13 protein-coding genes and 1 riboswitch are annotated in these 12,498 nt (G+C 65.0%); of the genes, 6 read left to right on the forward strand and 7 right to left on the reverse strand.

Annotation, left to right across the window (positions count from 1 at the left end; all coding sequences use genetic code 11):
- The first annotated feature begins 16 nt into the window (after positions 1–16).
- Entirely contained in the window at positions 17–970 is a 954-nt protein-coding gene (locus tag P6U30_RS31595) for a ribose-phosphate pyrophosphokinase (RefSeq protein ID WP_407166669.1), read from the forward strand.
- Positions 971–1,347: 377 nt separating this feature from the next.
- Here P6U30_RS31595 and P6U30_RS31600 read toward each other — a convergent pair whose 3' ends face one another.
- Both P6U30_RS31600 and P6U30_RS31605 read right to left on the reverse strand, forming a co-directional pair.
- Entirely contained in the window at positions 1,348–2,154 is an 807-nt protein-coding gene (locus P6U30_RS31600; protein ID WP_407166670.1) for an SDR family NAD(P)-dependent oxidoreductase, read from the reverse strand.
- A gap of 124 nt (positions 2,155–2,278) precedes the next feature.
- Entirely contained in the window at positions 2,279–2,845 is a 567-nt protein-coding gene (locus P6U30_RS31605; RefSeq protein WP_407166671.1) for a 6,7-dimethyl-8-ribityllumazine synthase, read from the reverse strand.
- A 78-nt stretch (positions 2,846–2,923) separates the two neighbouring features.
- Positions 2,924–3,075, reverse strand: a riboswitch (FMN riboswitch).
- Between the two features lie 444 nt (positions 3,076–3,519).
- On the opposite strand from P6U30_RS31605, the gene P6U30_RS31610 reads away from it, so the two are divergent.
- The gene (locus P6U30_RS31610) at positions 3,520–4,020 is read left to right on the forward strand and encodes a YbjN domain-containing protein (protein ID WP_407166672.1); all 501 of its coding nucleotides are present in this window, start codon (positions 3,520–3,522) and stop codon (positions 4,018–4,020) included.
- A gap of 257 nt (positions 4,021–4,277) precedes the next feature.
- Entirely contained in the window at positions 4,278–5,042 is a 765-nt protein-coding gene (gene proC / locus P6U30_RS31615; RefSeq protein WP_407170586.1) for a pyrroline-5-carboxylate reductase, read from the forward strand.
- Between the two features lie 142 nt (positions 5,043–5,184).
- Here proC and P6U30_RS31620 read toward each other — a convergent pair whose 3' ends face one another.
- The 4 genes from P6U30_RS31620 to P6U30_RS31635 form a co-directional block, all read right to left on the reverse strand.
- On the reverse strand, positions 5,185–5,580 hold the full coding sequence (locus P6U30_RS31620; protein WP_407166673.1) for a thioesterase family protein: 396 nt from the start codon (positions 5,578–5,580) through the stop codon (positions 5,185–5,187).
- 162 nt (positions 5,581–5,742) lie between these two features.
- The gene (locus tag P6U30_RS31625) at positions 5,743–5,946 is read right to left on the reverse strand and encodes a tautomerase family protein (RefSeq protein WP_211987987.1); all 204 of its coding nucleotides are present in this window, start codon (positions 5,944–5,946) and stop codon (positions 5,743–5,745) included.
- Positions 5,947–6,066: 120 nt separating this feature from the next.
- Positions 6,067–7,581, reverse strand: a complete 1,515-nt coding sequence (gene hisS, locus P6U30_RS31630; RefSeq protein ID WP_407166674.1) for a histidine--tRNA ligase — start codon at positions 7,579–7,581, stop codon at positions 6,067–6,069.
- A 104-nt stretch (positions 7,582–7,685) separates the two neighbouring features.
- A complete protein-coding gene (locus P6U30_RS31635) occupies positions 7,686–8,765 on the reverse strand; it encodes a branched-chain amino acid aminotransferase (RefSeq protein ID WP_407166675.1) in 1,080 nt (359 codons plus the stop codon).
- Positions 8,766–9,096: 331 nt separating this feature from the next.
- On the opposite strand from P6U30_RS31635, the gene P6U30_RS31640 reads away from it, so the two are divergent.
- From P6U30_RS31640 to P6U30_RS31650, 3 genes are read left to right on the forward strand one after another with little or no spacing between them, the layout of a single operon-like run.
- Positions 9,097–9,648 (forward strand): MarR family winged helix-turn-helix transcriptional regulator, encoded by a 552-nt coding sequence (locus P6U30_RS31640; protein ID WP_407166676.1) that lies wholly within the window; start codon positions 9,097–9,099, stop codon positions 9,646–9,648.
- A 20-nt stretch (positions 9,649–9,668) separates the two neighbouring features.
- Positions 9,669–10,373 carry a response regulator gene (locus P6U30_RS31645; protein WP_407152659.1) on the forward strand — a complete coding sequence of 235 codons (705 nt, stop codon included), beginning with the start codon at positions 9,669–9,671 and terminating at the stop codon, positions 10,371–10,373.
- A gap of 10 nt (positions 10,374–10,383) precedes the next feature.
- Positions 10,384–11,769, forward strand: coding sequence for an ATP-binding protein (locus tag P6U30_RS31650; protein WP_407148410.1), 1,386 nt, complete (start codon positions 10,384–10,386; stop codon positions 11,767–11,769).
- Between the two features lie 171 nt (positions 11,770–11,940).
- Here the strand turns inward: P6U30_RS31650 and P6U30_RS31655 are convergent, their stop codons facing one another.
- Complete coding sequence (locus tag P6U30_RS31655; protein WP_407166677.1) at positions 11,941–12,474, reverse strand: DUF3617 domain-containing protein; 534 nt, start codon at positions 12,472–12,474, stop codon at positions 11,941–11,943.
- Between the last annotated feature and the right edge of the window lie 24 nt (positions 12,475–12,498).

Below are 12,498 nucleotides of genomic sequence, written 5' to 3' on the forward strand. Positions count from 1 at the left end.
GCGGGGGGAAGCATCGATGTCGGCAAAAAACGGATCAATCAAGCTCGTCGCCGGCAACTCCAATCCTGCGCTGGCGCAAGACATCGCCAAGGGACTTGGCATCGAACTGACCAAGGCCGTGGTTCGGCGTTTCGCCGACATGGAGATCTTCGTCGAGATCCAGGAGAACGTCCGCGGCTCGGACATGTTCATCCTGCAATCGACGTCGTTCCCGGCCAACGACAATCTGATGGAACTGCTGATCATCACCGACGCGCTGCGCCGCTCCTCGGCGCGCCGCATCACCGCGGTGATTCCCTATTTCGGCTATGCCAGGCAGGACCGCCGCTCCGGCTCGCGCACGCCGATCTCGGCCAAGCTCGTCGCCAACCTGATCACCCATGCCGGCGTCGACCGCGTCATGACGCTCGACCTGCATGCCGGCCAGATCCAGGGCTTCTTCGATATCCCGACCGACAATCTCTTCGCTGCCCCCCTGATGGTGCGCGACATCCGCGAACAGTTCGACCTCAGCAAGGTGATGGTGGTGTCGCCCGACGTCGGCGGCGTGGCGCGCGCGCGCGGGCTCGCCAAGCGCATCAACACCCCGCTCGCGATCGTCGACAAGCGCCGCGAGCGCCCCGGTGAATCCGAGGTGATGAACGTGATCGGCGACGTCGCCGGCTACAACTGCATCCTGGTCGACGACATCGTCGACTCCGGCGGCACGCTGGTGAACGCGGCCGAGGCGCTGATCGCTCACGGCGCCAAGGAAGTCTCGGCCTACATCACCCACGGCGTGCTGTCCGGCGGCGCCGCCGCGCGCATCGCTTCGTCGCGGCTGAAGGAACTGGTCATCACCGACTCGATCCTGCCGACGGAAGCCGTCAACAAGGCGCCGAACATCCGCACCATCTCGATCGCCGGACTGATCGCCGAAGCGATCGGCCGCACCGCGGCGGAAGAGTCGGTCTCGAGCCTGTTCGATTAATCCAATATTCACCGTCGTCCCTGCGAAAGCAGGGACCCATAACCACAGGACTCCATTGCGGAGCGCGGCTGCGGATCCCAGCCTTCGCGACAACTGACATTCGTGGTTATGGGTCCCGGCTCAAGTAGCTTTGTAGGGTGGGCAAAGGCGCGCTTGCGCCGTGCCCACCATCACAGGCTCGCTCGTGAAGGTGGGCACGCTTCGCTTTGCCCACCCTACGCGATCTCATACCCACTGTCGTCCTGGCCTTGAGCCGGGACCCATAACCACTAATTCGTGTTTGTTGCGAAGGCTCGGGCCGCATCTGGCGCCCGCAATAAGATCCTGTGGTTATGGGTCCCTGCCTTCGCAGGGACGACAGGTATCGTGCTCCTTCCTCAAAATCCCGGCCGCGGAACGTGGCTCATCAGCGTCCGCACATAGCCGCCGTCAACGATGATCTCCTCGCCGTTCACATAGGACGACCGGTCGCTCGCCAGGAACAGGATCGCGTCCGCCATGTCCTGCGGCGCGCCGATCCGGCGCATCGGCACCACTGCGGTGCGACGCTCGGTAACCCCAGGCGTATCGTAAAAGGCCTGGCTCATCGGCGTGACCACGAGGCCGGGGCTGACGACGTTGCTGCGGATGCCGTGTGGCCCCCATTCGGCGGCAAGCTGCTGCGACAGCATCACGACTCCGGCCTTGCTGACGCTATAGGCGCCGCTCTGCTGCTGCGCGTTGCTGGCGGCGATCGAGGCGACATGGATGATGCTGCCGTGGCCGGCTTGTCGCATCTGGCGGCCGAACGCCTGTGCGCAAATGAAATAGCCGGTGAGGTTGACCGCAAGCACCGCGTTCCATTCCGCGAGGGCCAGCGTATCGAGCCCACCGGGGCGCAGTACGGCAGCGGTGTTGACGAGAATGGTGCACGGCCCGAGCACGCGCGCGACCGTCTCGGCGGCTGCAGCAACGCTTTCCGCACTGGTGGTGTCGCAGCTTGCGACAAGGTGACCGTCGCCGAGTTCGCGCAGCCTTGCCTTGGTCTCTTCAAGCCCGCGCTCGTCGCGATCGATGGCCGCAACCTTGACGCCCGCGCGCGCAAGACTGACCGCCGTGGCGCGGCCGATGCCGCCGCCTCCGCCGGTGACGACGGCAACGCGATCCGACAGGCCGAGCCAGTCGGACGGATGATGTTCGGTCATGGGCGCCTCCCGCGCATTTGATTTATGCCCGCGAGCATAACCGAACGCGCGGCAGACATGCGCGATCCCGGCATGCATGCCGGAATCGCGTTTGTGCCTGATCTGGCGCTGGCGCAGGCCCTACCTAGCTAGCGATCCCCGCGGCGACCTGGCCGCGTAGCCGCTCGAGGCTGAGCAGCGTCTTGGCGCAGGCCTCCGCGGCCTCGATGCCCTTGATGACGAAGTGCCGCCGGAAGAAATCCTGGTGCACTTCGGTCTCGTGGAATTGCTGCGGCGTCAGGACCGCAGAGAACACCGGCACTTCGGTGCGAAGTTGCACGTCCATCAACGCCTTGATCACGGTATCGGCGACGAATTCATGGCGATAGATGCCGCCGTCGACGACGAGCCCTGCGGCGACGATCGCGGTGTAGCGGCGCGTCTTTGCCAGGATCTGCGCGTGCAGCGGGATCTCGAATGAGCCCGGCACCTCGAACACATCGACATTGGTGATGTGACGCGCCTCGATCTCCTTCAGGAAGGAGATGCGGCATTCATCCACCACCTCGCGATGCCAGCAGGCCTGCACGAAGGCGACGCGCTGCGGCTTCGCGAACCGCGGATGGTCCGGCACCGGCGGAGCGGCCGGCGTTTCGGGAGCAATATCTGCTTGGGAGGTTTCGACTTCAGCGTCTTGCAACATCTGATTCATGGCTTTCCTCTTTCAGGACCAGAATCAGGGCACACGGACAACGACAAGAGCCCCACGCGAATCCGCGCGGGCTGCCGCAACCGTTCTCTTTCATCCGGACTGTAACCGTCGGCTTCGGAGTTGCACCGAATCTGCTGACCCTTCCCCCGCTTCGGGAGGAAGGCGCTCGCGGGCTTGGGCTCATCACCCTTACCGCCGGTGGGGATTTCCACCCCGCCCTGAGAACATCGGCGCGCCCGGGATGGACGCGCCTGGCGACAAATATGACCAATGCCCGACAGCCGGGCAAGATGCTTCGGCATGGGGAATTGGCATGTCCCCATGAGCGCGCCGCGAGTCTTGCGGCGGCGTTTTGAGCTCCGATGGCCCCGATTCACGGGCGCGAGGAAGCGGAGGCGATTGGTTAACAATCCGTTACCAGCCCGCTCCGATTCCGATTTGTTCTCAAATTAACTCAAGCTGCTGCGATCAGTTGTGGACGAGGCGCGCTTTGGCTGTGGACGGACTCGGCGTGCGGTTGCGCGGATTCCGCAAATCACATCACTTCATCCGCGTCAGGTCCAGGGGCATCCGGAAGCCCATTTCAGGAGCTGCACTCGGCCACGACGCAGTTTGTCGCGCTGCCGGCTTCCGTGTGCGTATCAACAGATCATAAGAACAAGGGTCGAGACGGTATGTCCCTCCTCGAAGGCATTATCGAGTCCCGGAGCAATCCGCTTGCGGTGGTCGAAGATATCGCCACCGACAACAACTGGGCGTTCGAGCGTTCCGGCGACGACGAGGTGACGATCGTCTCCAAGGGCGACTGGATCGACTATGAGCTCTCCTTCACCTGGATGGGTGAGATCGAGGCGCTGCATCTCGCCTGCGCCTTCGACATGAAGATTCCGCCGGCGCGACGCGCCGAGGTGCAGCGACTGGTCGCCGCAATCAACGAGCAACTGTGGGTCGGCCATTTCGATCTGTGGACCCACACCGGCATGATCATGCATCGTCAGGCGCTGGTGCTGCCCGCCGGCCTCACCGCGTCCGCGTCGCAATGCGAGAGCATGCTGGTCAACGCGATTCAGGCCTGTGAGCGCTACTACCCTGCGTTCCAGTTCGTGGTCTGGGCCGGCAAGTCGGCGGCGGAGGCGATGTCGGCCGCGATGTTCGATACCGAGGGCGAGGCGTAGGAACCGCTCGGTCTGTCCGCGCGCTTAGTGTCGTCCCTGCGAAAGCAGGGCCCCATACTCCGCGGCCCTCGTGGCTGAGCAAACTGCTTGTGGCTCGCTTCTCGCTTCACTAGAACCGCTTGTGGTTATGGGTCCCTGCTCCCGTGCGCAATTGCGCACTAGGCAGGGACGACACAGAGTTTGTGGAGCGACTCGTGAGCACAAGCAGCGCATTGAAGAACACCACCGGCATCATCGCGCTTGCGGGCGCGGGCAAGATGGGCGGCGCGATGCTGACCGGATGGCTCGCGCAAGGGCTTGCGCCCGAGCGGGTCATGGTGATCGATCCGCAGCTCTCGCCTGAGATTTCCGCGCTTGCCGCGCAGGGTGTCCGCCTCAATCCAAAAGCTCAGGACGTCGGGGCGGTCGATACGCTGGTCGTCGCGGTGAAGCCGCAATCGTTCCGCGAGGCGGGAGCCGCACTGAAGGCGTTCGTCGGCCCCTCGACATTGGTGGTCTCGATCATGGCCGGCACAACGATCGCGGCGCTGCAAGAGGTCTGCGGCGGCGCGGCGGTGCGCGCGATGCCCAACACGCCGGCAGCGATCGGCCGCGGCATCACGGTCGCGGTGCCGGCGAGCAATGTGACCGCCGCGCAGCGCGCCACGGCGAATGCGTTGCTGCAGGCGACCGGGCTCGTCGAATGGGTCGAGGACGAAAGCCTGATGGATGCGGTGACCGCGGTCTCCGGCTCCGGCCCGGCCTATGTGTTCCTGCTCGCCGAAGAGCTCGCGCGCGCCGGCGTCGCGGCCGGTTTGCCGGAGCAACTCGCAACCACGTTGGCGCGGGCGACCGTCGCAGGCTCCGGCGAACTGCTGCATCGCTCCGAGCTGCCGTCCGCGACCTTGCGTCAGAACGTCACCTCGCCCGGCGGCACCACGGCCGCCGCGCTCGAGGTGCTGATGGCCAAGGACGGGATGCAGCCGCTGATGACCCGCGCCATCGCCGCAGCGACCAGGCGCTCGAAGGAATTGGCGAAGTAGGCCAAACGGTGGCAGGGCGCAGTTGGTCGCCCTATGCCGCGAAAATGCGATGCACATTCTCTCGGCCGTCACCTCTCGGTTCAACCACCGGCCTCTCTGGAGTACTGGACACCGCGCCGTTTGCCCTGTCGGAGCGCGAGACCTATGTCGCGCCAAGCCTTCGGTTGAAATTCGCGACATTGATCAGGGCGCGCGCGTGTCGGCCTTCGCCGAGCTTGCGGGCGCCTTCGAAGGCCTCGACCTCGAAGCGGATCACGCGGCGCTCGACCGCGATCACCCTTGCCGTGGTCCGCACCGTGGCGCCCACGAGAGCCGCGGCGAGATGCCGGATATCGACCTCGGTGCCGACGGTGACCCAGCCGGGCTGCAGCGCCTCACGGATGGCATCGCCCGACGCCATCTCCATCTCCAGGATCATCATCGGCGTCGCATAGACCATCGGCATATCAGGTACGAAATGCCCGACCGTGCGGTCCGGTGGCACGACGAGCAAGCGCTCGGCGCTCATGCCGATCTTGATGAAGTCGCGTGCGTCCATGGCGCCTCATAACAACTGTCGTCCCGGCCAAGCGAAGCGCGAGCCGGGACCCATAACCACGAATGTCAATTTAGCGAAGGCTGGGGACCCAACACTCTGACAATTCAGAGCGGTGGTTATGGGTCCCTGCTTTCGCAGGGACGACGTGTGGAGAGATCGGGACTACTTCTTCGCGGCCGCCGCGCGCTCGACGAAGGATTTGCCGCCCTTCATCTTGTGATGCAGCGGCGCTTCGTTGATCTGGATCACGACGGCTTCCGCATCGACGCCGAGATTTTTCACCAGCGCTTGCGTGATGTCGCGCATCATGCCGAGCTTCTGCTCTTCGGTGCGGCCGGCGGCCATGCTGACGGTGATCTCAGGCATCCACTCTCTCCCTTGTGTTGCATGGCGTGGCCCGCACTGTCGCGACCACCCACGTTCTTCGCCATCAAACAAGACGCGGAGATCAGGCACAAGGCCGGACACGACATCACGAGCGAATAGCTAGCCCCACGTCACGTCATGCCGCGCCAGGACCTCGCGGACCCTGGCGACCAGATCGGCCTCGGCACAGGAGAACTGCGCGGGCCGCGTTTCGCGCCATTCCTGGTTGGAGGCGATGGCGGCCGCGGCCTTGGCGCCCTCGATCAGATCCTTGATCTGCACTTCGCCGCGCACCTTCTCGTCGGAGCCCTGGATGATCACGCAGGGCGAGTTGCGGCGGTCGGCATATTTGAGCTGGTTGCCCATGTTCTTCGGATTGCCGAGATAGAGCTCGGCGCGGATATTCGCGCTGCGTAGCTGCGCGACCATCTTCTGGTAGTCGGCGACGCGGTCGCGGTCGAACACGGTGACGACCACGGGGCCGAATTCGGCCCGCGTATCCAGCTTGCCGAGCATCGTCAGCGCAGCCTGCAGGCGCGACACGCCGATCGAGAAACCGGTCGCGGGCACCGGCTCACCGCGGAAGCGCGAGACCAGACCGTCATAGCGGCCGCCACCGCCGACCGAGCCGAACCGCACCGGGCGGCCCTTCTCGTCCTTGGTGTCGAGCAGCAGCTCAACCTCGTAGACCGGGCCGGTGTAGTATTCGAGGCCGCGGACGACGGAGGGATCGATGCGGATGCGGTCCGCGCCATAACCGGATGCGGCAACCAGCCTGGCGACCTCTTCGAGCTCGCTCACGCCTGTCTGACCAACTTCGCTCTTGGCCAGATAGATCTCGGCCGCAGCGATAGCGTCTTTCCAATCGTCACGCTTTTGCGTGACAGCCAGGACGACATCGGCATCGGCCGCGCTGAGGTCGGCGCCCTTCGTGAAGTCGCCCTTGCCCTCTTCGCCGCCGTCCCATCGCCCGGCACCGAGCAGCTTGCGAACCTCATCGGCGGGAAATTTGTCGAGCTTGTCGATCGCACGCAGCACCGTGAGGCGACGTCCCGCATTTTCATCGCCGCCGAGACCGATCGCCTCGAGGACGCCATCAAGCACCTTGCGGTTATTCACCTTCACGACATACGCGCCGCGGGGAATGCCCAGCGCCTCCATCGTGTCGGCCGCCATCATGCAGATTTCGGCATCGGCCGCCGGCGTCGCCGAGCCGACGGTGTCGGCGTCGAACTGCATGAACTGGCGGAAGCGGCCGGGGCCGGGCTTCTCGTTGCGGAACACGTAGCCGAAGCGATAGGAGCGATACGGCTTCGGCAGGTGATCGAAGTTTTCCGCAACATAGCGCGCGAGCGGCGCGGTGAGGTCGTAGCGCAACGAGATCCACTGCTCGTCGTCGTCCTGGAACGAGAACACGCCCTCGTTGGGCCGGTCCTGGTCGGGCAGGAACTTGCCGAGCGCGTCGGTGTATTCCATCGCCGGCGTTTCAACCGGCTCGAATCCGTAGAGCTCGTAGACGGCGCGGATCTTCTCCACCATCTGCCGCGTGGCGTTGATCGCGGCCGGGCCACGATCCTCCAGCCCGCGCGGCAGGCGTGCCTTCAGTTTCTGCGGTTTTTTCGGTTTCTCGGCCATGGGCGGCGTTTACCAGTCGCCGCGCGATGCGGCAACCGCTGCCGTTTGCTCGTCGTCATTCCGGGGCGCGTCGAAGAGGCGAACCCGGAATGACGTTACGTCCGTCAGCGGATGTCCCTGATCCAGTGATGCGGGTCGTTGGTGCGACCGTACTGGATGTCGACCAGCTTCTTGCGCAGCCCCATGGCGACCGGGCCTGCCGCGCCGCCGCTGATCTGGAAATCGCCGCTCGCGGAGCACACCTTGCCGATCGGCGAGATCACGGCCGCGGTGCCGCAGGCGAAGGCTTCCTTCAGCTTGCCGCTGGTGGCGTCCGCGCGCCACTGCTGGATCGTATAGGGCTCTTCGCGCACGCGCGTGCCGGAATCCCTGGCGAGCGCGATGATCGAGTCGCGGGTGATGCCGGGCAGGATCGTGCCGAGCGGCGGCGTTGCGAGCGAGCCGTCGTCGAACACGAAGAAGATGTTCATGCCGCCGAGTTCCTCGATGTAGCGGCGCTCGACCGCGTCGAGGAACACGACCTGATCGCAGCCGCGATCGATCGCCTCGGCCTGCGCGCGCAGGCTCGCGGCGTAATTGCCGCCGCATTTGACAGCGCCCGTGCCGCCGATCGCCGCGCGGGTGTAATTCTCGGACACCCAGATCGACACCGGCGCGGGCCCGCCCTTGAAATAGGAGCCGACCGGAGAGGCGATGACCGAGAAGATGTACTCGGCCGATGGCTTCACCCCGAGGAAGATCTCGCTCGCGATCATGAAGGGCCGCAGGTAAAGGCTGCCCTCGCCACCCGGAATCCAGGCCCGGTCGATCCGCACGAGCTGCTCGACCGCCTCGATGAACACCGGCTCCGGCAGCGGCGCCATCGCCATGCGCTCGGCCGAATCGTGGAAGCGCCGCGCATTGGCGTCGGGCCGGAACAGGTTCACGCCGCCGTCGTCGCGCTTGTAGGCCTTGAGACCTTCGAAAATTTCCTGTGCGTAGTGCAGCACGGCGCCGGCCGGATCGAGCGGAAAATTCGCGCGCGCTTCGACGCGCGCACCATGCCAGCCTTTCGCCTGATTGTAGCGGACGATGGCCATATGATCGGTGAACACCCGGCCGAAGCCCGGATCCACGAGCTTGGCCGCACGATCCTTGTCGGATGTCGGGTTCGCCGTAGGCTGGATTTCGAATTTCAAACTCATCTTGTTGCTTTCCGCTCTCGAAACCAGCGCGATGTCTGGCGCCGGCCTGTTTCCCCCGGGGCCTGCTGGCTTGGTTGGTCCGGACCTCACCCATCGCCAGCCCAAGAGCCGGTTTCCGGCGCCAACATGCCGTTTAGACATGCTTTTGCGGAATGCTGAAGTCCAGTATGTTTGCCGAAATGCCGCTCGACAATCGCACGGTAGTCCAATTTGCGGCCCAAACCGCCATCACTGGCTTTTTCAGGCCGCCTCAAACGCTGTCGAGGACAAAACGACCTAATGTTTCGTCCTGATAGGCAGTTTTGTAACATTGAACCCAAGATACGTCAATATGGCTGACATAAATTTCTCCGGCATGGCTGGCCAGCCCGATTCGCAGGGAAGCGACCACGCGCCTTCTGCGGAGGGCGGGCGCGATCTGCGCTGGGACATAATCGAGCTCCTGTTCTTCGCCTATCGCGACTTCGTCGGCGACGCCGACCAGGAGCTGGAAGCGTTCGGCTTCGGTCGCGCTCATCACCGGGTGATCCACTTCGTCACCCGCTACCCCGGACTGAAGGTCGCCGACCTGCTCGATGTGCTGCGCATCACCAAGCAGTCGCTCGGCCGCGTGCTCAAGCAACTGCTCGACGAAGGCTACATCGTGCAGAAGACCGGCAACAATGATCGCCGGCAGCGCCTGCTCTATGCAACGCCCAAGGGCGAGGCGCTGGTCGCAAAGCTCGCGGGGCTGCAGACCGACCGCATCAACCGCGCGGTCGCCGGCATCGATGCCGCCGGCATCGACACCGTTCGTCAGTTCCTGCGCGCGATGATCGACCGCGACGACCCCGACAAGGTGCTCGAAGCGATCTTCGGCGGCGGCAGAAAAGCAAGGGAGTGACCGTGGCGCAGACTGCAACGATGGTGCGGCCGCCGGCCGAGCCGGCCGACGATGCACCGCATCTCCTCCTGGTCGACGATGACCGGCGCATCCGCGACCTGCTGTCGCGCTTTCTTTCCGGCGAAGGCTACCGCGTCACGACCGCGCTGAGCGCCAGCGACGCACGCGCCAAGCTGCTGGGGCTGCACTTCGACCTCCTCATCCTCGACGTCATGATGCCCGGCGAGAACGGCTTCGATCTCGCCCGCTTCATCCGCTCCTCCTCGTCGGTGCCGATCATCATGTTGACGGCCCGCCACGAGGCCGAAGCCCGCATCGAGGGCCTGCAGATCGGCGCCGACGACTATGTCGCCAAGCCGTTCGAGCCGCGCGAGCTGGTGCTGCGCATCGGCAACATCCTCAAGCGCACCGCGCCGCCGCAGGTCACCGCCGTCGAGCAGATCGCCTTCGGTCCCTACGTCTTCCACATCGAGCGCAGCGAGCTGCGCCAGGGCGAGGAGATCATTCATCTCACCGACCGCGAGCGCGAGATGCTGCGCATCCTGGCCTCCAGCCCGGGCGAGACCGTGCCGCGCGCCGCGCTGACCAGCGGCGGCACCGTCAACGAGCGCGCGGTCGACGTGCAGATCAACCGCCTCCGCCGCAAGATCGAGCACGATCCTGCCAATCCGCTGTTCCTGCAGGCCGTGCGCGGCATCGGCTATCGCCTGGTGGCTGCCCCCTGAAGTCTCGCCCATGAGCACGATCGACTCCGGCCTCACCCTGATCCGCAACGCGTCGCAGCGCGTGTCGAAGGCCAATGGCTGGATGGGCAATGCGTTCAAGAGCTGGATGCCGACCGGCCTCTATGCCCGCGCATTGCTGATCATGATCGTGCCGATGGTGGTGCTACAGACCGTGGTCGCCTTCGTGTTCATGGAGCGACACTGGAACACGGTGACACGGCGCCTGTCGGCCGCGGTGGTATCGGACATCGCCGCGCTGATCGACGTCTACAAGAACTATCCGCAGGACAAGGACCGCACGCAGCTTCGCCACATTGCCCAGAAGCTGCAGCTCGTGGTCGATTTCCTCCCCGCGGGCGACATGCCGCCGCCGGGACCGAAGCCGTTCTTCTCGCTGCTCGACCAGACACTGTCGGTGCAGCTCGGGCGGCAGATCAACCGGCCGTTCTGGATCGACACCGTCGGCAAGTCCAACCTGGTCGAGATCCGGGTGCAGCTCGATGATTCCGTGATGCGAATCTTCGCCCAGCGCAGCGCCGCCTATGCCTCGAACTCGGAGATCTTCATCTTCTGGATGCTCGGCACCTCGACGATCCTCTTGATCGTCGCCGTGCTGTTCCTGCGCAACCAGATCAAGCCGATCCTCAGGCTCGCCGATGCCGCCGAAAGCTTCGGCAAGGGCCGCGAGGCGCCGAATTTCCGGCCGCGCGGCGCGCGCGAGGTGCGGCGCGCGGCGCAGGCGTTCATCGAGATGAAGGCGCGCGTCGAGCGCTCGATCGAGCAGCGCACCGCGATGCTGGCCGGCGTCTCGCACGACCTGCGCACCATCCTGACGCGCTTCAAGCTGGAGCTCGCCCTGCTAGGCGAAGGACCCGAGATCGAGGCGATGCGCAAGGACGTCGACGAGATGTCGATGATGCTGGAGGACTATCTCGCCTTCGCGCGCGGCGATTCCGGCGAGGTGGCGCAGCCGACCGACATGGCGATGGCGCTGGAGGAGCTGCGCAGCGACGCCGAGCGCCATGGTCATGTCGCGACGGTGGCGTTCCACGGCCTGCCGGTGGTGACAGTGAAGCCGGCCTCGTTCAAGCGCTGCCTCGGCAACCTCGTCTCCAACGCGGCGCGCCACGCCGACACGATCTCGATCACCGGCCATCGCGACCATCGCTATCTCACGGTGACCGTCGACGACGATGGTCCCGGCATTCCGTCGAACATGCGCGAAGAGGTGTTCAAGCCGTTCCTGCGGCTCGACGATGCCCGCAACCAGGACGAAGGCGGCACCGGGCTCGGACTTGCGATCGCCCGCGACATCGCCCGCTCGCATGGCGGCGATATCATGCTCGGCGAAAGCCCGATGGGCGGCTTGCGGGCGGCGGTGCGGGTGCCGGTGTAGCGAATATCTGGGCCGATCCGTCATCCTGAGGTGCGAGCGCTTGCAAGCCTCGAAGGATGCACGGCCACCGTCCCGGCCGTCGTGCTTCGAGACGCGCGCCTTGCGCGCTCCTCAGCATGACGGAGAGACGGAGATATGATCAGGCGCTCTGCAAGAACTGAATGCAGCGCGCTACTTCGACATCTTCGGCAGCAGGCCCTTCAGCTTTTCCATGTCTTTGACGTTCATCTTCATGCCGCCGGGCATGACGATGTCACCGGGCTTCTGGTCGCTCTTGCACGCGCCGAGCCATTTCGCCTCGATCGTCGTCACGCTGTCGCGGGCGCCGGACGGGCCGCCCTCCACGTGCGAGGTGCTCTTGACCGTGTAGGCCGAGTTGAAGTCGCCGACGATCTCGGCATGCGAGGTCACGGTCACCCCGGCGACGCCGCAGACGCTATCGCTGACATAGCCGGTGGCGGTCTTCTGGATGTCCTGCTTGGAGCAGACCTGCTTGGCCATCGGCGCGGCCGTCGTGCTCATCTCCTTGTCGGTGGATTCGTCGGTGCAGTGCTGCATGGTCATTTCCGGCATCGACGAGCCGGTCTTGACCATCTTCATCTCCCACAGGCCCGCCTTGCGGGTCGGCAGATCGACCGCGCTGGCAGCCCCGGCCGACACCACCAGGCAAACGGCCGAACCAAGCAAAGCAAGACGTCGCGTCATGGCGATTGCCTTCCGACTAACCGA

Origin of the sequence: Bradyrhizobium sp. ORS 111, from assembly GCF_045571485.1 — a bacterium.
Classification (GTDB): domain Bacteria; phylum Pseudomonadota; class Alphaproteobacteria; order Rhizobiales; family Xanthobacteraceae; genus Bradyrhizobium.

Excerpts from the sequence above, each read along its gene's own strand:
- proC (WP_407170586.1), top strand. The coding sequence starts at position 4,278 with ATGGGCGGCGCGATGCTGACCGGATGGCTCGCGCAAGGGCTTGCGCCC.
- P6U30_RS31610 (WP_407166672.1), top strand. The coding sequence starts at position 3,520 with ATGTCCCTCCTCGAAGGCATTATCGAGTCCCGGAGCAATCCGCTTGCG.
- P6U30_RS31620 (WP_407166673.1), bottom strand. The coding sequence starts at position 5,580 with ATGGACGCACGCGACTTCATCAAGATCGGCATGAGCGCCGAGCGCTTG.
- P6U30_RS31595 (WP_407166669.1), top strand. The coding sequence starts at position 17 with ATGTCGGCAAAAAACGGATCAATCAAGCTCGTCGCCGGCAACTCCAAT.
- hisS (WP_407166674.1), bottom strand. The coding sequence starts at position 7,581 with ATGGCCGAGAAACCGAAAAAACCGCAGAAACTGAAGGCACGCCTGCCG.
- P6U30_RS31625 (WP_211987987.1), bottom strand. The coding sequence starts at position 5,946 with ATGCCTGAGATCACCGTCAGCATGGCCGCCGGCCGCACCGAAGAGCAG.
- P6U30_RS31650 (WP_407148410.1), top strand. The coding sequence starts at position 10,384 with ATGAGCACGATCGACTCCGGCCTCACCCTGATCCGCAACGCGTCGCAG.
- P6U30_RS31605 (WP_407166671.1), bottom strand. The coding sequence starts at position 2,845 with ATGAATCAGATGTTGCAAGACGCTGAAGTCGAAACCTCCCAAGCAGAT.
- P6U30_RS31600 (WP_407166670.1), bottom strand. The coding sequence starts at position 2,154 with ATGACCGAACATCATCCGTCCGACTGGCTCGGCCTGTCGGATCGCGTT.
- P6U30_RS31655 (WP_407166677.1), bottom strand. The coding sequence starts at position 12,474 with ATGACGCGACGTCTTGCTTTGCTTGGTTCGGCCGTTTGCCTGGTGGTG.
- P6U30_RS31635 (WP_407166675.1), bottom strand. The coding sequence starts at position 8,765 with ATGAGTTTGAAATTCGAAATCCAGCCTACGGCGAACCCGACATCCGAC.
- P6U30_RS31640 (WP_407166676.1), top strand. The coding sequence starts at position 9,097 with ATGGCTGACATAAATTTCTCCGGCATGGCTGGCCAGCCCGATTCGCAG.
- P6U30_RS31645 (WP_407152659.1), top strand. The coding sequence starts at position 9,669 with ATGGTGCGGCCGCCGGCCGAGCCGGCCGACGATGCACCGCATCTCCTC.